This window comes from Streptococcus mitis (assembly GCF_946190325.1).
GTDB classification, from domain to species: domain Bacteria; phylum Bacillota; class Bacilli; order Lactobacillales; family Streptococcaceae; genus Streptococcus; species Streptococcus mitis_CF.
In genome coordinates this window covers 14,779-40,008 of sequence record NZ_CAMHZR010000001.1, presented here as the reverse complement: position 1 = coordinate 40,008, position 25,230 = coordinate 14,779, and the positions used below count along the sequence as shown (strand labels likewise).

Annotated in this window: 25 protein-coding genes and 1 pseudogene; 3 read left to right on the top strand and 23 right to left on the bottom strand. The window is 42.5% G+C overall.

The window, feature by feature from the left end:
• The first annotated feature begins 62 nt into the window (after nt 1-62).
• Nucleotides 63-254: a DUF4368 domain-containing protein gene (locus N8M95_RS00220; RefSeq protein ID WP_150922567.1), complete on the top strand. Its 192-nt coding sequence runs from the start codon at nt 63-65 to the stop codon at nt 252-254.
• Between the two features lie 90 nt (nt 255-344).
• Here N8M95_RS00220 and N8M95_RS00215 read toward each other — a convergent pair whose 3' ends face one another.
• Both N8M95_RS00215 and N8M95_RS00210 read right to left on the bottom strand, forming a co-directional pair.
• Nucleotides 345-1,979, bottom strand: a complete 1,635-nt coding sequence (locus N8M95_RS00215) for a hypothetical protein (protein ID WP_049487320.1) — start codon at nt 1,977-1,979, stop codon at nt 345-347.
• Entirely contained in the window at nt 1,960-2,709 is a 750-nt protein-coding gene (locus N8M95_RS00210; protein WP_033686761.1) for an ABC transporter ATP-binding protein, read from the bottom strand. Before N8M95_RS00210 ends, N8M95_RS00215 begins: the two co-directional genes overlap by 20 nt.
• A 177-nt stretch (nt 2,710-2,886) precedes the next feature.
• Here N8M95_RS00210 and N8M95_RS00205 point away from each other — a divergent pair, with 177 nt between their 5' ends.
• On the top strand, nt 2,887-4,341 hold the full coding sequence (locus N8M95_RS00205) for an alpha-amylase (RefSeq protein ID WP_261116340.1): 1,455 nt from the start codon (nt 2,887-2,889) through the stop codon (nt 4,339-4,341).
• Nucleotides 4,342-4,538: 197 nt separating this feature from the next.
• On the opposite strand, the gene alaS is transcribed toward N8M95_RS00205, so the two are convergent.
• The 10 genes and pseudogenes from alaS to budA form a co-directional block, all read right to left on the bottom strand.
• Nucleotides 4,539-7,157: an alanine--tRNA ligase gene (gene alaS, locus N8M95_RS00200; RefSeq protein ID WP_261116339.1), complete on the bottom strand. Its 2,619-nt coding sequence runs from the start codon at nt 7,155-7,157 to the stop codon at nt 4,539-4,541.
• A 20-nt stretch (nt 7,158-7,177) separates the two neighbouring features.
• Nucleotides 7,178-7,664: pseudogene (locus N8M95_RS00195) on the bottom strand (LURP-one-related/scramblase family protein).
• 274 nt (nt 7,665-7,938) lie between these two features.
• On the bottom strand, nt 7,939-8,181 hold the full coding sequence (locus N8M95_RS00190) for a hypothetical protein (RefSeq protein WP_125443005.1): 243 nt from the start codon (nt 8,179-8,181) through the stop codon (nt 7,939-7,941).
• Nucleotides 8,182-8,336: 155 nt separating this feature from the next.
• On the bottom strand, nt 8,337-9,407 hold the full coding sequence (locus N8M95_RS00185; RefSeq protein WP_020901515.1) for an ABC transporter substrate-binding protein: 1,071 nt from the start codon (nt 9,405-9,407) through the stop codon (nt 8,337-8,339).
• The gene (locus N8M95_RS00180; protein ID WP_261092838.1) at nt 9,404-10,177 is read right to left on the bottom strand and encodes an ABC transporter permease; all 774 of its coding nucleotides are present in this window, start codon (nt 10,175-10,177) and stop codon (nt 9,404-9,406) included. The genes N8M95_RS00185 and N8M95_RS00180 overlap by 4 nt, the downstream gene beginning before the upstream one ends.
• On the bottom strand, nt 10,174-10,980 hold the full coding sequence (locus tag N8M95_RS00175) for an ABC transporter permease (protein WP_049542872.1): 807 nt from the start codon (nt 10,978-10,980) through the stop codon (nt 10,174-10,176). Before N8M95_RS00175 ends, N8M95_RS00180 begins: the two co-directional genes overlap by 4 nt.
• A complete protein-coding gene (locus tag N8M95_RS00170; RefSeq protein WP_000742895.1) occupies nt 10,961-12,118 on the bottom strand; it encodes an ABC transporter ATP-binding protein in 1,158 nt (385 codons plus the stop codon). The genes N8M95_RS00175 and N8M95_RS00170 overlap by 20 nt, the downstream gene beginning before the upstream one ends.
• Before the next feature lie 159 nt (nt 12,119-12,277).
• Entirely contained in the window at nt 12,278-13,183 is a 906-nt protein-coding gene (gene murB, locus N8M95_RS00165; RefSeq protein ID WP_261116338.1) for a UDP-N-acetylmuramate dehydrogenase, read from the bottom strand.
• 110 nt (nt 13,184-13,293) lie between these two features.
• Complete coding sequence (locus N8M95_RS00160; RefSeq protein ID WP_261116337.1) at nt 13,294-14,046, bottom strand: YhfC family intramembrane metalloprotease; 753 nt, start codon at nt 14,044-14,046, stop codon at nt 13,294-13,296.
• Nucleotides 14,047-14,055: 9 nt separating this feature from the next.
• A complete protein-coding gene (gene budA, locus N8M95_RS00155; RefSeq protein ID WP_000360298.1) occupies nt 14,056-14,787 on the bottom strand; it encodes an acetolactate decarboxylase in 732 nt (243 codons plus the stop codon).
• A 141-nt stretch (nt 14,788-14,928) separates the two neighbouring features.
• On the opposite strand from budA, the gene N8M95_RS00150 reads away from it, so the two are divergent.
• Nucleotides 14,929-16,200 carry an aminotransferase-like domain-containing protein gene (locus tag N8M95_RS00150; protein WP_261116336.1) on the top strand — a complete coding sequence of 424 codons (1,272 nt, stop codon included), beginning with the start codon at nt 14,929-14,931 and terminating at the stop codon, nt 16,198-16,200.
• A 125-nt stretch (nt 16,201-16,325) separates the two neighbouring features.
• Here the strand turns inward: N8M95_RS00150 and N8M95_RS00145 are convergent, their stop codons facing one another.
• The 11 genes from N8M95_RS00145 to N8M95_RS00095 form a co-directional block, all read right to left on the bottom strand.
• Nucleotides 16,326-17,141: an ABC transporter substrate-binding protein gene (locus tag N8M95_RS00145; protein WP_261116335.1), complete on the bottom strand. Its 816-nt coding sequence runs from the start codon at nt 17,139-17,141 to the stop codon at nt 16,326-16,328.
• A gap of 158 nt (nt 17,142-17,299) precedes the next feature.
• The gene (gene phoU / locus N8M95_RS00140) at nt 17,300-17,953 is read right to left on the bottom strand and encodes a phosphate signaling complex protein PhoU (protein WP_000946458.1); all 654 of its coding nucleotides are present in this window, start codon (nt 17,951-17,953) and stop codon (nt 17,300-17,302) included.
• An 11-nt stretch (nt 17,954-17,964) separates the two neighbouring features.
• Nucleotides 17,965-18,723, bottom strand: a complete 759-nt coding sequence (pstB, locus tag N8M95_RS00135; RefSeq protein ID WP_000133484.1) for a phosphate ABC transporter ATP-binding protein PstB — start codon at nt 18,721-18,723, stop codon at nt 17,965-17,967.
• 12 nt (nt 18,724-18,735) lie between these two features.
• Entirely contained in the window at nt 18,736-19,539 is an 804-nt protein-coding gene (pstB, locus tag N8M95_RS00130) for a phosphate ABC transporter ATP-binding protein PstB (RefSeq protein ID WP_004258485.1), read from the bottom strand.
• 10 nt (nt 19,540-19,549) lie between these two features.
• Nucleotides 19,550-20,434 (bottom strand): phosphate ABC transporter permease PstA, encoded by an 885-nt coding sequence (gene pstA, locus N8M95_RS00125; RefSeq protein WP_004258489.1) that lies wholly within the window; start codon nt 20,432-20,434, stop codon nt 19,550-19,552.
• A complete protein-coding gene (pstC, locus tag N8M95_RS00120) occupies nt 20,424-21,341 on the bottom strand; it encodes a phosphate ABC transporter permease subunit PstC (protein ID WP_001070902.1) in 918 nt (305 codons plus the stop codon). Before pstC ends, pstA begins: the two co-directional genes overlap by 11 nt.
• A complete protein-coding gene (locus N8M95_RS00115; protein ID WP_000746323.1) occupies nt 21,341-22,219 on the bottom strand; it encodes a phosphate ABC transporter substrate-binding protein PstS family protein in 879 nt (292 codons plus the stop codon). Before N8M95_RS00115 ends, pstC begins: the two co-directional genes overlap by 1 nt.
• A gap of 211 nt (nt 22,220-22,430) precedes the next feature.
• Nucleotides 22,431-23,744 (bottom strand): RsmF rRNA methyltransferase first C-terminal domain-containing protein, encoded by a 1,314-nt coding sequence (locus N8M95_RS00110; protein WP_001160245.1) that lies wholly within the window; start codon nt 23,742-23,744, stop codon nt 22,431-22,433.
• A complete protein-coding gene (locus tag N8M95_RS00105) occupies nt 23,745-24,518 on the bottom strand; it encodes an inositol monophosphatase family protein (protein ID WP_261116334.1) in 774 nt (257 codons plus the stop codon).
• On the bottom strand, nt 24,508-24,786 hold the full coding sequence (locus tag N8M95_RS00100) for a UPF0223 family protein (protein WP_261116333.1): 279 nt from the start codon (nt 24,784-24,786) through the stop codon (nt 24,508-24,510). Before N8M95_RS00100 ends, N8M95_RS00105 begins: the two co-directional genes overlap by 11 nt.
• A complete protein-coding gene (locus tag N8M95_RS00095; protein ID WP_000631255.1) occupies nt 24,786-25,187 on the bottom strand; it encodes a Spx/MgsR family RNA polymerase-binding regulatory protein in 402 nt (133 codons plus the stop codon). Before N8M95_RS00095 ends, N8M95_RS00100 begins: the two co-directional genes overlap by 1 nt.
• Nucleotides 25,188-25,230 lie beyond the last annotated feature (43 nt).

Genomic DNA, 25,230 nt, shown 5'->3' with positions numbered 1-25,230 from the left:
AATCAGTCGTAAAAGTTAAAACTAAATTGTCATTTTGAAAACCAGACAGTATCTCTAAGTTTATGGCGAGAATTTCCAAATATACAGAACTTCCAGAACTAACCGTTGAAATCATAAATGAGCTGATTGATAAGATTGTGATACAAAAACCAACAGGAACGAAACGCAATCGAATCATTCAGATAGATATTTACTACAATTTCATCGGAAAACTAAACAACGAAAAAAGCGAGCCGGATAATCTGACTCGCTAATATTACCTAATCACTAAACTGCTGGGTGTCAGGTTACCTTTGGAGGAGCATTTCTTTTTATAAAATTTATCAAGTAAGCGACCAACAACCTTATCTTTTTTCTATCTCTAACAATATCCGTGACAGGTAGTAATGATAGCTAAATATAGCAAGACCAAGCAGGAGGATAAGAGCTCCTACTCCCAAGCTGATGGCAAGGACAGGGGAAAGAGACTGAAGCAAGTATACGCTCACAATAGTTGAAATCAATAAGATAGCACTATAAATAATAATCAAAACCATTGTGACTATACCTTTTGAACGATTCACCAGGTCCGTAATGCTACTCCAATTGGTTGACAGATTTTTCATATCTTTAAAATAATGGTGGCAAGAAAGGCTGACACTGGCAAGAACCCATGCCACAAGAAGGTAAATCATCGAAAGGATAGGCAATCCTAAATAAAGGGAAAGACCAAGTAAAGTCAAGATAGGTAAAAAGGACTGGACAGCAAAGATAATCCAAAATTTCACTTTCACATAACGAGCAAAGTCAAAGGGTAAACTCTTCAGAAAATCAACATTTTCCCTCTCCAAGGATAAGGCAATTGAAGGAAGGCTGGTGATATTGTTATTGACAACTGCTATAAACATTCCCACGAAAAACAAGGGTAACCAGTATCGAGGATGAACGTCTGGAACTAACTGAGAATCTCGGATTGTGGAAATCGGACCAATCATCATGAGATAGGGAAGGAACGCACTTGTAAAAAGTACTGTAATCACGCCAGTCCCCTGTCCCAAGAGGGAGAGGTTGTAGCGCAAAACCATGCGGAAAAATCCCTTTTTAGTTCTTGAAATCCCCTCTTTACTGCGACGTTCTTTTTTGACCTTCTCCTCACTGTTAAGCAGAATCACGTCATAAAAATGAGGAAAAACCTTCTTTTTGGTCAGATAAAGCAAGAAAACAGTTAAAGCTATCCAAGCGAGCAGACCCAGTATGGCCTCTGTCGAAAAAGGCTCCACTGCTATTTTGTAAAAGAGATGAATAGGATAAAGGAGAAATGGAATATCTCTAACTCTGTCAACTATATCTCTAGAAGTCGACTGTAGAAGGAAGACAAATAATAAAGGTATGAGAACCCCAATCCCAATCATCACATTGGCAAAAATAGACTGATACTTTCTAAAAACGGTAGTTTGAGCCAAGAAATGCACTACCCCTACCATCACTAAAGTAACAGAGACAAATAATAAGGCCAAGGACAGCAGCATCAAAGGCAAGCCCAGCCAAAGAGAAGGAGCTAACCTAATGTAGAGGACTAGAAAATAAGCTAGGGTTGGTACAATTCCAGTTAGAGCTGGCAAGAGGACAGACAGTCCTTTAGCGATTATAATCTCTGATTCTTTAAAGGCATAGGGACTATAGGAGGCCAAATCCTTACTCTCATAAAAGACATTGTAAAAGGCAGTGAAAGCCGTTGAAAAGGCAAGCACCAGTAAAATAGCAACCATGGTACTAAAAAGACTTGGCATTTCCTCAAAAGGAAAATGAAAGGCTATATTTATAAACAAAAGTAGCATCAAGAGGCTAGAAAAAATGTAAGAACTTAGGACTCTAGCGGAAACATTTACTTTTTTCCCAGGGTTCTTAGCCTGCTTCTTTCGTAGATTAGCCAGATTCGCTTCTTTAGATGAATAGAGGATATTGATATCAACTAATTTTTTAATGACCTTGAAACGCATCTTCACCCTCCTCTTTTCTACCAGCAAGGCTAAGGTAGATACTTTCCAAAGACTGGTCTGGGTGGTCTTTTCTCAAGTCCTCTACACTACCACAATAAATCAAATGCCCCTTTTTCAAGATTGCAATCCGATCACAGACTTGCTCAGCTACCTCGAGGACATGGGTTGAAAACAAGACTGTCTTACCTTTTTGTGCATGTTCCTTCATCATTTGCTTCAAATCAAAGGCAGCCTGGGGATCCAAACCAGTCAAGGGTTCGTCCAAGACCCAAATATCAGGATCAGACAAGAGTGCCCCGATGACAAAGACTTTCTGACGCATTCCGTGAGAAAGGGTTTCAATAACCTGATAACGGTTTTCAGCAAAATCAAAAACCTTCAATAGCCTATCTAGACTAGCCTCCAAGTCAGAGCTGCTCAAATCATAGGATGAAGCAATCAATTCCCAAAATTCATTGGCCGTTAAACGTAAAAATAAGTCAGGCGAGTCTGCAACGTAGCCAATCTTTCGTTTGATAGCCAAGCGATTTTCCGATAAATCTAAACCGTCAACCAAAATACGACCACTGCTGGGTGAAATGATACTGACTAGGGATTTTATAGTGGTCGATTTCCCAGCACCATTATGGCCAATCAAGCCCATAATCTCTCCATTTTCAATCTGCAGATTGAGATTGCTCAAAGCCGCTTTATCACCATACAACTTACTAACATTTTGAAATTCAATCATGGGCTGACTCCTATCTTTATCTATGTAATTTACTATTATTATAGCGCTTTCATTTTAAAAATCAACATTTTATATAAAATAGTCAAAAACTTATTATTTAGTATTACGCAAACGTTTGAGTCAAGAGATACTTTATGATAGAATAAAGAACAAGATTGACAAGTAAGAGGAAAAATCATGCAAAATCAAACACTTATGCAATACTTTGAATGGTATCTCCCCCACGACGGCCAGCACTGGACGCGTCTAGCTGAAGATGCTCAACACTTAGCTGATCTCGGTATTAGCCATGTCTGGATGCCACCAGCTTTTAAGGCAACCAATGAAAAAGATGTAGGCTATGGTGTCTATGACTTATTTGACTTAGGAGAGTTTAATCAAAAAGGAACTGTCCGCACCAAGTATGGTTTTAAAGAAGATTATCTTCAAGCCATTCAAGCTCTAAAAGCGCAGGGAATCCAGCCTATGGCCGATGTGGTGCTCAACCACAAGGCTGCAGCCGATCATATGGAAGCCTTTCAGGTTATCGAAGTGGATCCTGTAGACCGTACAGTTGAACTTGGAGAACCCTTCACTATCAATGGCTGGACTAGCTTTACCTTCGATGGCCGCCAAGATACCTACAATGACTTCCACTGGCACTGGTACCACTTCACAGGTACAGACTACGATGCCAAACGTCGTAAATCTGGCATTTATCTCATCCAAGGTGATAACAAGGGCTGGGCAAATGAGGAATTAGTCGATAACGAAAACGGAAATTACGACTACCTCATGTATGCTGACCTAGACTTTAAACATCCTGAGGTCATCCAAAATCTCTATAACTGGGCAGACTGGTTCATGGAAACGACTGGTGTAGCTGGTTTTCGCTTGGATGCAGTCAAACACATCGATTCTTTCTTTATGCGCAATTTCATCCGTGATATGAAGGAAAAATATGGTCAAGATTTCTATGTTTTTGGTGAATTCTGGAATCCTGACAAGGAAGCCAATCTGGACTATCTTGAAAAAACGGAAGAACGCTTTGACCTTGTCGATGTTCGTCTCCACCAGAATCTCTTTGAAGCCAGTCAAGCTGGCGCAGACTATGACCTTCGTGGCATTTTCACAGATAGCTTGGTTGAACTCAAACCTGACAAGGCGGTGACTTTTGTCGACAATCATGATACCCAACGAGGTCAGGCTCTTGAATCGACTGTTGAAGAGTGGTTCAAACCAGCAGCCTATGCCCTCATTCTGTTACGCCAAGATGGACTTCCATGTGTCTTTTACGGAGATTACTATGGGATTTCAGGGCAGTATGCTCAACAAGATTTCAAAGAGATCCTTGACCGCCTCCTAGCCATCCGAAAAGATTTGGCCTATGGAGAACAAAATGACTACTTTGATGATGCTAACTGTATCGGTTGGGTACGTTCAGGTGCTGAAAATCAATCCCCAATCGCAGTCCTTATCTCAAATGACCAAGAAAACAGCAAGTCAATGTTTGTCGGCCAAGAATGGGCTAACCAAACCTTTGTAGATTTACTTGAAAACCACCAAGGTCAAATTACAATTGATGAGGAAGGTTATGGACAATTCCCAGTCTCAGCTGCTTCGGTAAGTGTCTGGGCAGCCAATACAATCTAATAGTTCATAATATTCAAGCCAGATCCAATCGGATTTGGCTTTTTTTGTAGTCAAAAAAGACCTACCCACCAAATGGATAGATCTTTATACTCAATGAAAATCAAAGAGCAAACTAGAAAGGTAGCCGCAGGCTGTACTTGAGTACGGCAAGGCGAAGCTGACGTTGTTTGAAGAGATTTTCGAAGAGTATTACTTGATTACAATTTACCTGCTACCGCATCCAACAATTCTTGGATCTTAGCTTGGTTGCTTCCTCCTGCCATGGCCATGTCTGGTTTACCACCACCACGTCCATCGACGATTGGTGCTAATTCCTTGACAAGGTTTCCTGCATGAAGGTCTTTTGTCTTGCTTGCTACAAGGACATTGACTTTGTCACCGATAGCGGCAACTAGGACAAGAAGATCAGAGTAGTCTTTTTGTTTCCAGTTATCTGCAAAGGTACGAAGGGCACCTGCATCTGATACAGACACTTGACTAGCAATGTAACGGTGACCATTGACTTCCTTCACATCCTTGAAGATATCGCCTGCAGCTGCAGCTGCGGCTTTTTCTTTCAACTCAGCATTTTCTTTTTGCAATTGACGAAGTTGTTCTTGAAGTCCTTCTACCTTGTGAGGGACTTCTTTAAGTTGAGGTGCTTTCAAGGTTGCTGCGACAGCTTTAAGAGCGTCTTCTTGTTCACGGTAAGCTTCAAAGGCTTCCTTACCAGTCACTGCCAAGATACGGCGAGTTCCTGATCCAATCCCTTCTTCTTTGACAATCTTGAAGAGACCAATCTCAGAAGTGTTACCAACGTGGGTACCACCACAAAGCTCGATAGAGTAGTCACCAATAGTAACAACACGGACTTCCTTACCGTATTTCTCACCAAAGAGGGCCATAGCACCCATTTCTTTAGCAGTGTCAATATCCGTTTCAACTGTCTTCACTTCAAGAGCTTCCCAGATTTTCTCATTGACTTGCTGCTCAATCGCACGCAATTCTTCAGCAGTTACTGCTTGGAAATGCGTAAAGTCAAAGCGAAGGAATTCGACTTCGTTAAGAGATCCTGCTTGTGTCGCGTGGTTTCCAAGGATATTGTGAAGAGCAGCGTGAAGCAAGTGAGTCGCAGTGTGGTTTTTCATAACACGGTGACGACGATTTGTATCAATTGCCAAAGTGTATTCTTGGTTCAAAGCAAGCGGTGCAAGGACTTCAACAGTATGAAGAGCTTGTCCATTTGGTGCTTTTTGAACATCCGTTACAGTCGCTACAAGGTTTCCTGCAGCATCCAAGATTTGACCGTGGTCAGCTACTTGTCCACCCATTTCAGCATAGAATGGCGTTTCCGCAAAGATAAGTGAGGCAGTTCCTTCTGATACAGCTTCTACTTCTGCATTGTCAGCCACGATAGCCACCAATTTAGAAGACAATTGGCTAGCATTGTAGTTGAAGACACTTTCTACAGTGATGTTTTGAAGGGTTTCATTTTGCATACCCATTGAGCCACCCTTGACAGCTGACGCACGCGCACGTTCTTGCTGTTCTTTCATCGCTGCTTCAAATCCTTCACGATCAACAGTCATACCCGCTTCTTCAGCGATTTCTTCAGTCAATTCAACTGGGAATCCATAAGTGTCGTAAAGTTTAAATACATCTGAACCAGCGATGACAGATTGTCCTTTTTCTTTCAAGTCTGCCACAATGCCTTGGGCAAAGTGTTGACCTGAGTGAAGGGTACGAGCAAATGATTCTTCCTCGCTCTTAACAATTTTTTCGATAAAGTCACGTTTTTCAAGCACTTCTGGGTAGTAGCTTTCCATGATTTTTCCAACAGTTGGAACGAGTTTGTAAAGGAAAGGCTCGTTGATACCCAGTTTTTGACCATGCATAGAAGCACGACGGAGAAGACGACGAAGGACGTAACCACGACCTTCATTTCCTGGAAGGGCACCATCACCGATGGCAAATGAAAGGGAACGGATGTGGTCAGCGATAACTTTAAAGCTCATGTTGTCGCCATCTTGGTCATAGACCTTACCAGACAATTTCTCCACTTCACGAATGATTGGCATGAAGAGGTCTGTTTCGAAGTTGGTCTTAGCCCCTTGGATAACGGCCACCAAACGCTCCAAACCAGCGCCCGTATCAATGTTCTTGTGTGGCAATTCCTTGTATTCGCTACGAGGAACAGCAGGGTCTGCGTTAAATTGTGACAATACGATGTTCCAGATTTCGATGTAACGGTCGTTTTCGATATCTTCTGCAAGGAGACGAAGACCGATATTTTCTGGGTCAAAGGCTTCACCACGGTCAAAGAAGATTTCTGTATCTGGGCCAGAAGGTCCCGCACCAATTTCCCAGAAGTTGTCCTCGATTGGAATCAAGTGACTTGGGTCCACTCCCACTTCAATCCAACGGTTGTATGAATCTTTATCGTCTGGATAGTAGGTCATGTAAAGTTTCTCAGCTGGGAAGTCAAACCATTCTGGGCTTGTCAAAAGCTCATAAGCCCAAGTGATAGCTTCGTCACGGAAGTAATCCCCGATAGAGAAGTTCCCCAACATTTCAAACATGGTATGGTGACGTGCAGTCTTTCCTACGTTTTCGATGTCGTTGGTACGGATAGCCTTTTGAGCATTGGTAATACGTGGATTTTCAGGGATGATGGTCCCGTCAAAGTATTTCTTAAGGGTTGCTACCCCAGAGTTGATCCACAAAAGTGTTGGATCATTTACAGGAACCAAGCTCACTGATGGTTCTACAGAGTGACCTTTGGTCGCCCAGAAATCAAGCCACATTTGGCGTACTTGTGCACTAGATAGTTGTTTCATATTGTCTCCTTATTACTTGTTTAATGTGATTGGCTTTCCAGCATTTCCACATAGTCAATAGCGACACAGAGGGAAATGACTAGGTCTGCATAAGCGTCCTCAAGAACCGTTACGGTTATAGGTAGAGGTCAGATGGAAGAGTTCTTTCTTGATTTCCGCAATCAGCTGATCGCGATCATCCAGCAATTTGAAATTCCAATCCCAGATATTGCCCTCGATACGAAGACCTAGATTATCAAACTAATACTTATCTCGCCAGAAGGTCAACTTCTTACGAATGACAAAACTCGAGCCATCTCGAAGCTGAATCTCAAAACGAGGAAGCAAGGTCAAGATTTCTTTACTGATCTGACTGACCTGTTCACCATTAGCATCATAGATGGTAAAAGTTTTAGGAATCTTAAAAAATGATCCCTCTACCTGATAGGCGATTTCTCCCCTGTCATCCTTGATAGCGAAGCGTTCGCCTCCAAGACGAAACTTTTGTTTGACAAGAAATGTTTTCATCAACACCTCCAAAAACCAAAAGACAAGCTCATATCACGAAGGGCGAAAAACCGCGGTACCACCTTCATTCAATGAACTTGTCATTCTCTTATTCTTATGCAATTGTATGATTGAGTAGCATGACTTTCTAGCTTAGATGGCTCGCAGCACCGCCATTTCTCTGGACTAAGATAACTGAAAATCAATTCTCAACTTTCTTATTATAACGTTTTTTTAAGCTTGCGTCAACTGGAAATCATCTCCATTGAATCAGACCAATTCCCTACATCTCAGATTACTTTTTCAGAATATACTTTTTCTTACTGCTATCACTCTTTTTATCCCAACTTTTATTCCAAAGTTTTGAATTGTTAAAGATAGCTACGAAAATATTTGCAAATATAAAGAACCCTATCACCAAATGTATGGAATCAGTTGTTAGGTATTGTCGATCCAAGCCATCCTTTAAATGGAATAGTATAATTGTTTCGTCAACAATCAAAAAGGTTGGCCAATAACTTTTTTTGAAAAAGTAGATATCTTCATTTTTTGTTACCGCTTTCTGTAAGGTTAAACTTAGTATACTACTGGGCAAGCAAATAAGCAACTAGAATAGAAAAATATATGGCTGAAAAAAATGACTTCTATAAAAAACGAACCAGCTTGACTGATTCGTTTCGTAACTGCTAACTCCTACTTCCGATACATTTTAAACTGTAGGAAGAGGTCGCTGTATTTACCTGTCCATTTATGGTCAAATTTCTCATAAACTTCTAGGTGTTTCATGGTTTCAGCATCAGGATAGAAGGCCTTGTCTTCTTTCTTCTCCTCTGGGAGCAATTCCTTAGCTGGTAGGTTTGGTGTTGAATAGCCGACATACTCTGCATTTTTGAGAGCATTTTCAGGTTTTAACATAAAGTTGATAAAGGCATAGGCTGCATCTTGGTTTTTGACTGTTTTGGGAATGACCATATTGTCAAACCAAAGGTTGCTGGCCTCGGTCGGAACCACATAGCGTAGATTTTCATTTTTCTCCAGCATTTGGCTGGCTTCACCAGAGAATGTCACACCGATTGCAGCGTTGTTCTGGATCATGTAGCCCTTCATCTCATCCGCCACAATAGCCTTGATATTTGGAGTCAATTTGTAGAGCTTATCAACTGTCTCTTCCAACTGCTGGGTATCCTTGGAGTTGAGGCTGTAGCCAAGGGAATTGAGTCCGAGTCCCAGTACCTCACGCGCCCCATCAAAGAGCATGATAGAGTTCTTATACTCTGGTTTCCAGAGGTCATCCCAATGCTCAGGCGCCTCATCTACCATGGTTTCATTGTAGACAATTCCCAGTGTTCCCCAGAAGTAAGGGATGGAGAATTTATTGCCTGGGTCAAAGGATTGGTTGAGGAACTCTGGTCCGATATTTTCAAGACCTTCAAGTTTTGAATAGTCAAGCGGTACCAAGAGGTCTTCGTCCTTCATCTTGTTGATCATGTATTCACTTGGGATAGCAATATCGTAGGTCGTTCCACCCTGCTTAATCTTTGTATACATGGCTTCGTTGGAGTCAAAGGTCTCGTACTGGACTTGGATTCCTGTTTCTTCTGTGAATTGCTCCAAGAGTTCTGGATCGATATAGTCTCCCCAGTTGTAGATAACCAGTTTTTGACTATCTCGGCTATTGATTTTACTATCTAAATGCGTCGCAATTCCCCACAAGACCAGGATGATGGCTGCAATTCCTGCTAAAAATGAATAGAGTTTTTTCATGCTTGCTCCTCCTTCTCACGTGAGATAAAGTAATATCCAACAACTAGGATAATACTAAAGAGAAAGACAAGGGCAGACAGGGCATTGATTTCAAGCGAAATCCCTTTACGAGCACGAGAGTAAATTTCGACTGACAGGGTTGAAAAGCCATTTCCCGTTACGAAGAAGGTCACGGCAAAATCATCTAGCGAATAGGTGAAGGCCATGAAATAGCCTGCAATGATAGACGGAGTCAGATAAGGAAGCATGATTTCCTTGAACATCTGAAATTGACTGGCACCAAGGTCATAGGTCGCATGAATCATGTCGCCATTCATTTCCTTGAGTCGAGGCAAGACCATCAAGACCACGATAGGAATGGAGAAGGCTACGTGACTAGATAGAACGGTCAAAAAGCCAAGTGAAAACTTGAGTTGGGTAAAGAGAATCAAGAAGCTGGCACCAATCATAACATCGGGCGCAACCATGAGGATATTATTGAGTGAAAGAAAGGCTTCTTGGTATTTCTTACGAGACTGGTAGATGTAAATAGCTCCAAAAGTCCCGATAATGGTCGCTATCAAGGCTGAAAGGAAGGCCAAGAAAAAGGTCTGAGTCACAATCAACATAAGACGACCATCGCCAAACATGGTTTTAAAATGGCTCAAGCTAAAGCCTGTAAAGCTATTCATGTCGTTGCCTGCGTTAAAGGCGTAACCAATCAAGTAAAAGATAGGCAGGTAGAGGACAAGAAAGACCAGTCCTAGATATAGATTGGCAAATTTTTTCATCGTTCTCTCCTTTCCTTGGTCACCCACATGGTGATGAACATGGTCAAGATGAGAATTACACCGATGGTTGAACCCATACCGTAGTTGTCATTGGTTAGGAAATTCTGTTCAATAGCCGTTCCCAGCGTAATAACGCGATTCCCACCAATCAAACGGGTCAGCATGAAGAGACTCAAACTTGGGATAAAGACCGATTGGACCCCACTTCTCACTCCGTTCATCGATAGAGGGAAGATGACATGACGGAAGGTCTCCCACTTGGTCGCACCTAGGTCGTAGCTGGCATTGATGAGATTGTTATCCATATCGTCCAAGACATTGAAAATCGGCAAAATCATAAAGGGAAGCTCGATGTAGCTTGCGACAAAGATAAAGGAGAAATCGGTAAAGAGCAACTGCTGTGAACCGATTCCGATAAATTCCAAAAATTGGTTAATAGAGCCATTCTGACCAAAAATTCCGATAAAGGCATAGGCTTTAAGGAGCAAATTGATCCAGGTTGGCAGGATAATCAGCATGAGCCAGAGTTGACGGTGCTTGAGACGGGTCAAAAAGAGGGCTGTTGGATAGCTGATAAGCAAGGTCACAAAGGTCACAATTCCTGCATAGAGTACAGAGTTGAAACTCATTTTTAGGTAGGTCAAGTTTTGTGACGCAAAGTAAGATTTATAATTTTCTAAACTAAACTGGCCTTCAATATTAAAAAAGGATTGTCCGAAAATCAAGACCAAGGGTGCGAGGACAAAGAGGGCAATCCAGATCATGTAGGGCACTACAAAGAGTTTAGAGCTTGTTTTCTTCATCTCTTTCCTCCTCGATTGCATTGATCAGACCTGCTTCTTGCTCTTCGATTTCTACGTACTCCTCAATACGAGCATCAAACTCTTCTTCGGTTTCGTTGAGACGCATGATATGGATGTCTTCCGGTTCAAAGTCCAGACCGATTTCCTCACCCACGATGGCCTTACGAGTCGAGTGGATCATCCATTCATTTCCAAGTTCGTCATAGGCGATAATTTCATAGTGCACCCCACGGAAGAGCTGGGTATCCACCTTAACTTGGAGCTTGCCTTCTTCAGGAAGGGTAATCCGCAAGTCCTCTGGACGAATAACAACCTCAACAGGTTCATTTGGTTTCATCCCACCATCGACCGCTTCAAATCGTTTGCCGTTAAACTCAACCAAGTAGTCCTCAATCATGGTTCCTGGCAAGATATTTGACTCACCGATAAAGGTGGCAACAAAATGGTTAATCGGCTCATCGTAGATATCTACTGGTGTTCCAGACTGGACAATCTCGCCATCATTCATGACAAAAATCCAGTCACTCATGGCCAGGGCTTCTTCCTGATCGTGAGTGACAAAGACAAAGGTAATGCCCAATCGTTGTTGCAGTTCACGCAACTCATACTGCATGTCTGTTCTTAATTTCAAGTCCAGCGCTGACAAAGGCTCGTCCAACAAAACCACACGGGGTTGGTTGATGATGGCACGGGCAATAGCCACACGCTGACGTTGTCCTCCAGAGAGTTTACGAATGGAACGTTTTTCATAACCTTCCAACTGAACCATCTTGAGAACTTCCGCTACGCGTTTCTCGATTTCTTTCTTGTCAATTTTACGCAAGCGGAGTGGAAAGGCAACATTTTCAAACACATTCATATGTGGAAACAAGGCATAGGATTGGAAGACCGTATGGACGTCTCGCTTGTTGGTTGGGATGTCATTGATACGGACACCATCCAGCAAAATATCTCCTGTCGTCGCATCCAGTAAACCTGCAATGATGTTAAGGATAGTTGATTTTCCTGAACCAGACGCGCCTAGAAGAGTATAGAACTTCCCTTCTTCCAACTCAAAGTTGATATCTTTGAGAACCTTGGTGTTGCTGTCTTCAAAAACTTTTGAGACGTTTTTGAATTCAATAATTGGTTTTTTCAATTGTCATTTATTCCTTCTTTTTCATAGATTAACAGATCAGGGCTCTGTCAGGCCGCTACTACCTCGTGTAGGAGATTGAACTGCCTACATTCTTCTGCACTAACGATAGGCTTTCACCCCCTTTCCATGACATAGTAGCAGCTTTTCAACTACAGCTTCCTACTTGCTTTCACCTAAAATACGGACTTCTCTCTCAAGAGTGACGCCAGAGTGTTCCTTGACTTTTTCGATAACAGACTCAATCAAGTCCTCGTAGTCTTTAGCCGTTCCGTCAGCAACATTGATCATAAATCCTGCGTGTTTTTCTGACACTTCTACGCCACCGACACGATAGCCTTTCAAGCCAGCTTCTGAAATTAATTGACCTGCAAAATGACCTACTGGACGCTTAAAGACCGAACCACAAGATGGATATTCTAAAGGTTGCTTGAGTTCACGTAGATGCGTCAAACGATCCATTTCTTGCTTGATAACCTGATGGCTTCCTGGAGCAAGGGCAAATTTAGCTGACAAGACAACTGCACCAGACTCTTGAATGGCTGAGTGGCGGTAACCAAAAGCCAAATCTTTGGCAGACAGGGTCTCGATTTCTCCATCCTTGGTCAAGACCTTACAAGACTGCAAGATGTGGGCAATCTCGCCACCATAGGCACCCGCATTCATAAAGACAGCACCGCCAACGCTTCCTGGAATACCACAAGCAAACTCAAAACCAGTCAAACTATGACGAAGGGCAATGCGAGTTGTTTCAATCAAGTTAGCACCAGCTTCAGCTTCAATGGTATAGCCATCAACGGAAACATTATTGAGCTTGTCACACAAGATGACAAATCCACGAATCCCACCATCACGAACGATGATGTTGCTGGCATTTCCAAGAACCATCCAAGGAATATTTTCTTGATTGGCAAATTTAACAACGCGAGCCAACTCAAAATGATTTCGTGGAAAGACCAGATAATCAGCCTCTCCACCTACTTTTGTATAACTATAGCTATGCAAGGGTTCTTTAAAACGGATATCAATCCCTTCTAAAATTTCAAGCATTTTTTCTTTTACTGACATGACACTCTTCCTTTTACAAAATTCATTCCATTATACCATTTTTAAGACCATTTGACGACCCTAAAAAAAACTTGGGCTTATTTTAAACAAAAAAGAGGTTTCCCCTCTTTTTATGATTTTTTGCAAAAGATAGCCTTTGTTCCATAGGCAACCAGAACGAGTTCAAGTGCTAGGACAACTTCAACCAAGACTGGATTGGTCAACCAGCCAACTTGGGCAAGAGATGGTGCCAGGTCAAAGAAGGCATGTAGTCCATAGGCCGCTAGGAGATAAATCCATTTCTTCTGACGAACAGCTTGGTAAACCCAAACAGTCAAGAGTAATTGGAAACCTAGCGCCAAGATTCTCTCAAAACCAAGCAAATAAATCTGCCAGACTGATAGCGACTGAATAGTTTTCAACATATTTTCAGACAGCAATTGCATAACCTGTGGATTTTGCGTTTGAACTGCTGAGAGAACGATGTAGAGATTAATCAAACTAGTAAGACCTAGGAAAATCAACTCCAAGCCACCATGCCCCAATCCATAAGCCAAGGCATCCGCCTTTTCCAAATTTCTCTTTTTCTCCAACCATTTGAAGAAAACAAGACGAGCCGTTTCCTCAAAAAGAGCTGCCATGGCTAGTCCATAGACAATATAGACAAACGGATGATCTTGCAAGAGGGCAATACTGCTGTCTTTTTGAGGATGCAAAACCAAGATATGCACCAGTTTTTCCAAAATCTGTGAAGAGACAAAGAAAGCAACAGCCCCCAAGCCCAATACAGCTAGATTAATCTGGTATTTCTTTTTGGCATACCAAATACTTCCTATCAAGAAAGCCAGCAACAGCAACATGGTAATGATAATATGAATGGTCATTTTCTTCTCCTATTCCGCCTTTTCAATATCTTTTTTCATCTCGTCAACATTGAACTTAGCAAACAAGTATTGACGGTCTTGGACTGGAAAACGTTGATCCAATTGGTCAACAGCTCCCACCTCGATAATGCCTTCCTTAATGACAAAGTCCATGACATGTCCACCGAAGGTCAAATCATCTGAAATGAAGTGCAGATGGTAGCCTGCCACACTGACCCCATGGAAAATCTCTGGCGTCCAGAAACCAACAATGGTCCCCGCCACATTGTCGCGACTATATTCAGGCTGATGGGTTGCGACCTCAGCAAACTTGGTATCTGGTGTCGACTTGGGAATCATGCGCACATGCATATGTGAAAATTCCCCACGAATCTTGATAGAACGGAAAAGATTTTCCCCGTCATAATAAGACTCGATTCGCTCTTCCAATTCCTTGTCTGTCATCTCAAAGCGCTGGCGGAAAATGACCTCTGCCTGATGCGGTACTACTGCTGCATAAGGAATAAGGGCATCTGGTGACACCTCCACAATCTCTGGCTGGTCGCCTGATCCTTTGGCCTGATAAGCCTTACCATCCAAGACAATCAATTCTCCATCAATGGAATCCAAGGTTCCCAAACCAAGGTCACCATGCTCTAGCAATTCTCCTACTGTCATGGTCCCACCATAAAGGCCAGCCATCAAGGCTCCAAGGGTATTGTATTGAAATAATTTCACTGGTTCCTGCACGTTCTTATCCATTCACTTTCTTGTCTGTTATTCTATAAATCTTACTCCTAAGTATACCACATTTGCCCCTAGATGTGAACGAGAGAAACACCCTAGACATTGCCAAGAAGAAAAAAAAAGGGTACAATGTAACAAAATCAAGGGAGGTCTGGAATGAAGAAACAAAGCAAATACCAAGAGGTCGTTTCCTATCTGAAAAATGGTATCGAGTCTGGACGCTTTCCGACGGGTAGTCGCCTGCCTTCTATCCGTCAACTGAGCCTTGACTTTCACTGTAGCAAGGACACCATTCAACGTGCCCTGCTGGAATTACGACACGAACAATACCTCTATGCCAAGCCCCAGAGTGGCTACTATGTACTAGAACAAGGGCAACACCAAGACCTAGAAATCGAGGTTACCGACGAACATGCTAGTGCCTATGACGATTTTCGACTCTGTGTCAACGAAACCTTAATTGGCCGGGAAAACTACCTCTTCAACTACTATGACAACCAAGAAGGTTTAGAAGACCTAAGACAGTCTATTCATAAACTTCTCTTTGACCAAGCCCTCTACTGCAAGGCTGACCAACTGGTATTGACTTCTGGGACCCAACAAGCCTTGTTTATCCTCTCTCAAATATCCTTTCCAAGCCAAGCAAAGGAAATCTTGGTGGAACAGCCGACCTACCATCGGATGAATCGCCTCTTGATTGCTCAAGGATTAGACTATCAAACGATTGAACGAGGCATTGATGGGATTGACTTAATGGAACTTGAACGGCATTTCCAAACGGGAAAGATCAAGTTTTTCTACACTATTCCTCGTTTTCACTATCCTCTAGGCCATTCCTATTCTGAGCAGGACAAACGGGCTATTCTTGACTTAGCTGCCAAGTATGGTGTCTATATCGTAGAGGACGACTATTTGGGGGATTTGGACTCCAAGAAGGGCCAGACCTTCCACTATCTGGATACAGAGGAGCGCGTCATTTATATCAAGTCCTTCTCAACCAGCCTCTTTCCAGCCCTGCGGATTACAGCACTCATTCTTCCAAATGCTATTAAAAAAGCCTTTGTGGCCTACAAAAATATCCTAGACTACGACAGCAACCTCATCATGCAAAAGGCCCTGTCACTCTATATTGACAGTCAATTATTTGAGAAAAATCGTCTGACTCGCTTGTCCAATCAGGAAACTTACCAAAAACAACTCGAGGAAAGACTAGCCAACACTCCTTGTCCCCTTCCTCATTTTCCCCTACATGATGGTTTATTACTAGATCTGAGACAGTACCCTAAAATCGCCAGTCTCAAACACAGCCAACTGAGCTTAAACTTCTTTGAAGAAGCTTACTTGGATGCTTGTCCTTATCAATTTGCCAAGGTATCCTTAGAAAATCTAGAAAAGGTTTTAAACTATTTAAAAGCAGAATTGGAATGACTTCCAACTCTGCTTTTTTCTTATACTCTTCGAAAATCTCTTCAAACCACGTCAGCGTCGCCTTACCGTACTCAAGTACAGCTTGCGGCTAGCTTCCTAGTTTGCTCTTTGATTTTCATTGAGTATTATTCTTCAACTTCTGTTAAGGTTGCCGCTTTTTCAAGATATTTTTGGTAGGTGCCGTCATCCTTGAGTTTTTGGATGACCTTGTCCACCACTTCTTTCAAATCAGCACTATTTTTTCTAAGGGCAACTGCATTAGCTTCGCCGTCCTTCATCTTCAAGCTGACAGTTGCGACAGCTAGGTCAGCGTTTTGAGCAGCATAGCTAAGGGCAACAGGCTCATCCATGTGAACAGCATCTACTTTTCCAGCCTGTAATTCATTGACAGCTTCACCCATATTAGTTAGGGAAGTCAATTGAGCTTTTGGCAATTGTTCCTTGACCATTGATTCTGGAACAGTTCCTTTTTGGGCTGCAATATTAGCACTTTCCAGGCTAGTTACATCCTTGTATTTTTCTACATCAGCCTTACGAACCAAGAAACTAATCTTGTTTTCATAGTAAGGGATTGAAAAATCAAAGACTTCTTTTCTCTCGTCAGTAGCGCTAATTCCTGCAACTGCTAGGTCGGCCTTACCAGTTTGAAGACTAGTCAAGACATTATCAAAACTCATGCTTGAGATTTCCAACTTAACCCCAAGTTCATCAGCAATAGCCTGAGCCATGTTAATATCCGCACCGACTACCTGATTTTTCCCATCAACTAAGGATTGGAATTCAAAAGGTGCATAGTCAGGACTGGTCGCTACTACCAATTTCCCCTTTTGCTTAATGGCTTCAACAGCTGACTGAGAACCATTCGAACCTGACTGGCAAGCTACTAAGAAGAAACTTGCAAGAAAACTACATAAAACAAATATCCATTTTTTTGATTTCATAAATAAACAACCTCTCTGTTAATTTTGTATAATTATAACGCTATCCAAGTTACTTGTCAAGTATTTTTTTGAATTTTTATCTTAAAAATATTTTTTTCATTCAAGAAAAGGAGCTGTCAGTTGATTTCGAGCTCCTTTTTATACAGAATAAATCTATTTTATAGTTCGACAATCTTACCTGTTTCAAAGTAAACAACCCATTCACAGATATTTTTAGCATAGTCTCCAATACGTTCCAAGAAAGCAATCACTTGGAAATAATCACGACCTGTAACGATGGCATCTGGATTTTTCTTGATTTCTTCTGTAGCCAAATCACGAATGCTATCAAAGTAATGGTTGATTTTTTCATCCATGGCTGCTACTTCATAGGCCTGGTCTACTGAACCATTGAGATAGAGTTCAAGGGCTGCTTCAACGAAGTTCTTGACATCGCGCCCCATTCTCTTGATTTCTTCTTCAACAGCTGGGATACGTTGCTCCCCCTTCATACGAATTGCCGCTTTGGCAATGGAAACAGCATGGTCACCCATACGTTCCAAGTCAGATACAGCCTTCAAGACTGTCAAAACAGTACGCAAGTCCTGAGAAACGGGTTGTTGTAGGGCAATCATTTCAAATGATTTCTTCTCCAATTTCACTTCGTATTCGTTTACTTCTGCATCGTCTTCGATGACTTCTTTGGCCAAATCACGGTCATGCGTAACAAAGGCACGCACTGTACGATTGATTTGGGACAGCACTTCTTGTCCCATAGCATAGAACTGGTTGTGCAATTTCTCTAAATCTTCCTCAAATTGAGAACGTAACATCATTTATCTCCTTATCCAAATTTTCCTGAAATATAATCTTCTGTTTCCTTGTGTTGTGGGTTGAGGAACATCTTCTTGGTATCGTTAAACTCGATCAGATCTCCATCTAGGAAAAATCCTGTCTTGTCAGAAATACGAGAGGCTTGTTGCATGGAACGTGTAACCAAGAGCATGGTGTATTTATCTTTTAGACCATACAAGGTTTCCTCAATCTTACCGGCCGAGATAGGGTCCAAAGCTGAAGTCGGTTCATCCAAGAGAATGATTTTAGGACTGGTTGCCAAGACACGGGCAACACAGACACGTTGCTGTTGTCCACCTGAAAGCCCGATAGCTGAATCATGCAGGCGGTCCTTGACCTCATCCCAGATAGAAGCTCGTTGCAAGGCTTTTTCAACCGCCTCATCCAGAACCTGCTTATCCTTAACTCCATTGATACGAAGCCCGTAAACAACATTTTCGTAGATAGACATAGGGAAAGGGTTTGGTTGTTGGAAAACCATACCGATTTCCTTACGTAATTCAACTGTATCTGTACGTGGGCTGTAAATATTGTGGCCGTTGTAAACCACCGAACCAGTTGTGGTTACCTCTGGATTGAGATCCCCCATGCGGTTAATAGCCTTGAGGAGGGTTGACTTCCCTGATCCAGATGGACCAATCAGGGCTGTAATTTCCTTAGGTTGGAAAGATAGGGAAACACTATTCAAGGCCTTTTTTTGATTGTAGTAAACGGACAGGTCTGATACCTGTAAAATCGCTTCTGTCATACTGTTTCCTTTCTATCCAAAGTGTCCTGTTACGTAGTCATTGGTCGACTGTAGTTTGGCATTTTGGAAAATATTAGAGGTCTTATCGTACTCAATCAAGTCGCCCAAGTAGAAGAATCCTGTGTAGTCACTAGCACGCGCAGCCTGCTGCATGCTGTGGGTCACGATGATAATGGTAAAGTCCTTCTTCAATTCCAACATGGTTTCTTCCAACTGAGCTGTCGCAATCGGATCCAAGGCTGACGCCGGTTCATCCATCAAGAGGATATGTGGTTTAACAGAGATAGCGCGAGCGATACAGAGACGCTGTTGCTGACCACCTGATAAGGTCAAGGCTGACTTGTGCAAATCGTCTTTGACCTGGTCCCAAAGGGCAGCCTGACGAAGAGAAGTTTCCACAATTTCATCCAAAACTTGCTTGTCCTTAACTCCTGCACGTTCATGGGCAAAAGTGATATTGCGGTAGATAGACTTGGCAAAGGGATTTGGGCGTTGGAAGACCATTCCAATGTGCTTACGCATCTCATAGACATTGATTTCTGGACGGTTGACGTCAATCCCTTGATAGAGGATTTGACCTGTGACCTTAGCAATATCAATGGTATCATTCATACGGTTGAGACTGCGGAGGTAGGTTGATTTCCCTGAACCAGAAGGGCCAATTAAGGCCGTAATTTTATTTTTTTCAAATTGCATATCGATGCCCTTGATGGATTCTTTTTTACCGTAGTAAACATGTAAATCCTTAGTAGAGAGGGCCACTTTCTCTTCAGGAAAGGTGATAATATGCTTTTCATCCCAATTATATTTTGACATGGCTTCTCCTTTAGGCAGCGGTTAATTTCTTATGTAGATAGCTTCCGAGTTTGCGGGCTCCAAAGTTAAAGATGAGGATAAAGATGAGGAGCACGGCCGCAGAACCTGCTGATACGATAGTTCCATCAGGAATGGTACCTTCACTGTTGACTTTCCAAATGTGGACAGCCAAGGTTTCTGCTTGGCGGAAGATTGAGATTGGGCTAGTCACACTGAGAATGTTCCAGTTTGACCAGTCAAGGGCTGGAGCGGATTGTCCTGCTGTATAGATCAAAGCAGCAGCCTCACCAAAGATACGACCAGAGGCCAAGACAACACCCGTCACAATACCTGGTAGGGCTTCTGGAATAACCACATGGACCACAGTCTCCCAACGAGAAATCCCAAGGGCCAGACCAGCTTCACGTTGCGTATGGTGAACATGTTTCAAACTGTCCTCGACATTACGAGTCATCTGAGGCAAGTTAAAGACTGTCAAGGCCAAGGCACCTGAAATAATTGAAAATCCATACTCAAACTGAACTACAAAGATCAAGTAACCAAAGAGACCTACAACCACTGATGGGAGTGAAGATAAGATTTCAATACAGGTTCTGACAAAATTGGTCACAGGACCTTTTTTAGCATATTCAGCTAGGAAAATCCCAGCTCCCATAGATAAAGGCACAGAGATAATCAAGGTAATAACTAATAGGAAAAAGGAATTATAGAGCTGAATTCCAATCCCTCCGCCTGCTTGGTAAGAAGATGATTTGCCAGTCAAGAAAGACCAAGAGATGTGGGGCAAACCACGAACCAAGATATAAAGAATCAAGGATGCCAGGATGGCAACAATAATTCCTGCAATCGAGTAGAGGACAGCTGTTGCAAGTTTATCTAATTTCTTAGCGTGCATAGTTTTTCTTTCCTCTTTCTTTCGTAATCAATTTAATCACACTGTTGAAGGCCAAACTCATCAAGAGCAAGACTAAGGCCAGTGACCAGAGAACGTTATTATCAACTGTTCCCATAACGGTATTTCCAATACCCATAGTCAAAACAGAGGTCAAGGTCGCGGCAGGTGTTGTCAATGAAGTTGGAACAACGGCTGAGTTTCCGACCACCATCTGAATGGCCAAGGCCTCACCAAAGGCACGTGCCATCCCAAAGACCACTGCTGTGAAAATCCCTGAACGCGCCGCCTTCAAGGTCACGCGCCAGATGGTTTGCCAACGAGTAGCCCCCATAGCCAAACTAGCTTCGCGGTAGTGACGAGGCACCGCACGCAAACTATCGGTTGTCATAAAGGTTACCGTCGGTAAAATCATGACAAAGAGAACAAAAATCCCTGACAGAATCCCAAAACCAGTTCCACCAAAGATACTACGGACAAAAGGAACTACGACCTGCAAACCAATAAATCCATACACAACTGAAGGAATCCCGACCAGCAATTCAATGGCTGGTTGCAAGATTCTAGCACCTTTTGGTGAGACCTCCGTCATAAAGACTGCCGCACCAATGGCAAAAGGAGTTGCGATAAGTGCTGATAGGATTGTGACAATAAAGGAACCCAAAATCATAGGAAGGGCACCAAATTGTTTACCTGAAGGATTCCAAGTTTGGCCAAAGAGGAAATCAAAGATATTAACCCCATTTACAAAGAAGGTAGACAAACCTTTTTGGGCTACGAAAATCAAAATCATAGCCACGATGATAACAATCAAAGACAGACAGGCAAAGGTCAAGCCTTTTCCTAATTTCTCTAGACGAGAGTTCTTTGAGGGAGAAAGTAATTTTTTAGCTAATTCTTCTTGATTCATTAGTGACTCCCTTCTAGTGCTGTCACCGTTCCTACAGCATCTTTTTCAACCTTCATTTCCTTGACAGAAATATAGCCCATTCCCTTAACGATTCCACTTTGCGCTTCATCAGAGAGGACAAAGTTGAGGAATTCTGCCACCAATTCATTTGGTTGACCTAGGGTGTACATGTGTTCATAAGACCACAAAGGCCAGTTATTGCTTGTAACATTTTCTGCAATCGGCTCATAGCCGTTCAACTTCATGCGTTTCACCGAGTCATCCACATAGGCAAAGGCTAGGTAAGAAATGGCTCCTGGTGTCTGGGAAACAATGTTTTTGACCATCCCATTTGAATCCTGTTCTTGACTCTGCACGGCCGATTGACCATCCATGATAACACTATCAAAGGTTGCACGTGAACCTGAACTTGCCGCACGGTTGATAATGGAAATGGCTAGGTCTTTCCCACCGACTTCTTTCCAGTTGGTCACTTGACCTGTGAAGATGCTACGGAGTTGTTCAGTTGTCAGATTTTCAACATCAACTTCCTTGTTCACAATCACTGCCAAGCCCGCTACAGCAACCTTGTGATCTACTAGAGCTGATGCGTTGATACCGTCTTTTTCCTCGGCAAATACGTCTGAATTTCCTACATCAACGGCTCCAGACTGAACCTGAGACAGACCTGTACCAGATCCTCCACCTTGGACGTTGACTGTTTTCCCAACGTGCAGAGAGCCAAATTCATCTGCTGCTGCTTCGACCAAAGGCTGAAGAGCCGTTGAACCAACAGCTGTCATGGATTCCCCACGATCAATCCAGCTAGCACATCCCGCCAAAGAACCTGCTAGCAAAAGAGCCGCAAGGGATAGAGCGAGTTTTTTCCTTTTTTTCACTGTTTTTCTCCTTGAAAATAATGGTGAATGCTGTGAATTTTTTCAACTATTTATTTATGTTTTTCTTTTGAAAATTGGGAGCCAACTGAAGTTCTTTGCTTAGTTTTACTAGTCATTTGCTCAGTTACCTTGCCCACCAATTTTGACTTAAAATGAAAGACAATTTGAAAAAAATCCATACTTCCACTATAACATAGACAAGCTACTTTGACTAGCATTTTCTCTTGAATCTGAGGCCTTTAGGAAAATAATTTTTCAAAACATTTCCAGTCACCTTAGCAAAGCCCAAGCCATTACCTTTAACCAAAACTTGGTACCAACCATTTGGCAGACTTTCTGCCAGCTGAACGGTTTCTCCAGCGACATACTTTACAAACGCTTCTTGATCAATTTCAACAGACTGCTTGACCTGACTCGGTTTCAAGGCTAGACCAAGAGCAAAACTAGGCTCAAAGCGTTTCTTCTTAAAAGTGCCTAGATGCAGGCCATTCCGAGCAATCTTGAGTTTCCCTAAATCTGGCAAAAGTTCTGGCAGGAGATAGAGTTGGTCACCAAAAGTCTGCAAGATACCCGGTAGATTAACTATCAAGTGGTTTTGGGCAAATTCCTGCCACAAGACAACTTGTTCTCGGCTGAGATTGCTCTTACTTGCCTTAAATTTAGGAGCTGGATTGTCACCCTTAAACTGTAGATGAGCTACAAACTGCCCCTCTCCCTTAAAATGATGTGGGTACATACGAGCCGTTTCTGGCAGGTCAATACCAGCTACCATTCCATTGATATGATCAACTGGTAACAAGTCAAAATCATACTCTTCCAGCAACCAATTGACGATCTCTTCGTTTTCCTCGGGTGCCCAGGTACAGGTCGAATAAACCAGACGACCACCTTCAGCTAGCATGGTTACCGCATCCGCTAGAATTTCTCTTTGCAAGCTAGCACATTGACTAGGATAATCAAGACTCCAATAGTCCATAGCATCTGGTTGCTTACGGAACATCCCTTCACCAGAGCAAGGGGCATCAAGGACAATGAGGTCAAAATAGCCCTTAAAAACCTTGGCCAAACGGTCAGCAGATTCATTGGTCACCACAACATTTGTCGCTCCAAAGCGCTCCATGTTTTCTACTAAAATCTTAGCCCGTTTGCTTGAAATTTCATTGGAAACAAGGAGACCCTCCCCTGCTAGATAGGCTGCTAATTGAGTTGATTTACCACCCGGTGCAGCTGCCAAATCCAAGACCTTCATACCAGGGCTGGGCTGGGCTACCTGAGCAACCATCTGAGCAGCGGGTTCTTGCGAATAAACCAACCCTGTAGCATGCTCAGGCGATTTCCCTGAAACCTTCCCATAGTGGCCCCAAGGAGTTTGAGGAATGGCATCAGGAAAGGAAACTGTCGCTTCTTTTAAAGGATTGATCCGAAAAGCCGAAACCGCTTCCTCCTCAAAAGAGGCAAGAAAATCTCTTGCCTCATCTCCTAATATCTCTTCATATTTTTCAACAAATCCTTCTGGAAATTGCATTTAAGTTCTTTTCCTTTCGTAAATATAGGACTGAATTTCCTCCTGCATCTCAAGAGGGACCATCATGACCGGCTGTCTGGTTTGAAAATCAAGAGCTTCACCAGATAGGGTCACCACCCGATAGCCCAGACTTTCCCCTAAAATACTAGCGGCAGCATAATCCCATGGTTGCAGATAGGTGATATAGGTCAACAAACGCCCTGACAAAATCTTGGCAAAACTAATGGCCGCACTACCATAGACACGAACACCGAGGACCGCTCGACTTAAATCAGCCAAGCCCCATTCATTGGTTTCCAGCATGCCACTATTCCCTGCAATGAGAAAATCTCCAAGTGGTTTTGCTTTAAAGGGAGCTAAGGGATGATCGTTTCGGCAGACCGGAAACTTACCACCACCGTGATAACAATCCCCCTTGACTACATCATAAATCAGACCAAACTGCCCCTGACCATTTTCAAAATAAGCCATCATAACAGCAAAATCTTCCTGCTGGGCCACAAAGTTATTAGTACCATCAATGGGATCAATAATCCACACCTTGCCCTCTTGAACCGAAGCACGCAAACAGCCCTCTTCAGCACAAATCTTATCCTCAGGATAACGGGACAAAATCTCACTAATCAAAAGCTCCTGAACTTCCTTGTCCAGTCTGGTCACCAAGTCTGTAGGAGAGGACTTGGTCTCAACACGCAAGTCTTCCTGCATGTGGTCAAGGATATACTGGCCCGCTTTCTTAATTAGCTCTTTAGCAAATTCAAATTTACTTTCCAAGAGAAATCTTCCCTTCCCCTTTTTCCTTGGCAGCCTGAACTGCTCGATAAAGCGAATAGCCACTGACCGTTTCAAATTCTCGTCCCAAACGTTTTTCTTCACTCTTGCTTGGAACGACCAATTTGAATCCCTTATAAGTATCCAGTAACTTTTTAGCCTCTACCTTGCCCTCATAGGCAGCTTCAACATCATTAAAAAAAGAAAGCACTGAAGCAAGTTCTTCAGTGCTCCACGACAAATCTAGTGGGTAACTATACTGTTTGTTCATTAACTAATACCAGCTCTCATTCTTGCTTCTTTTAGTTCTTGCTTACGGTAACTACGAGGGAGAAAAGCACGAATCTCATCTTCATTGAAACCGATTTGCATGCGTTTGGCATCGATAATAATTGGACGACGCAAAAGACTAGGATACTGCTCAATCAAATGAAGCAATTCCGATACCGAAATACTCTCTACATCAATATTCAATTTTTGAAAAATTTTTGAACGAGTTGAAATGATGTCATCAGTACCATTTTCGGTCAAGGAAAGGATGTGTTGCAATTCTTTTCTTGTTAAAGGACTGGTCATAATATTGTGTTCCTCAAAGGGCACCTTATGTTTTTCTAACCAGGCCTTCGCCTTACGACATGAAGTACAGCTCGGTGATAGAAATAGTGTAATCATGCTTTTCTCTTCTTATCTATACTTTGCTACTTCTATTATACAA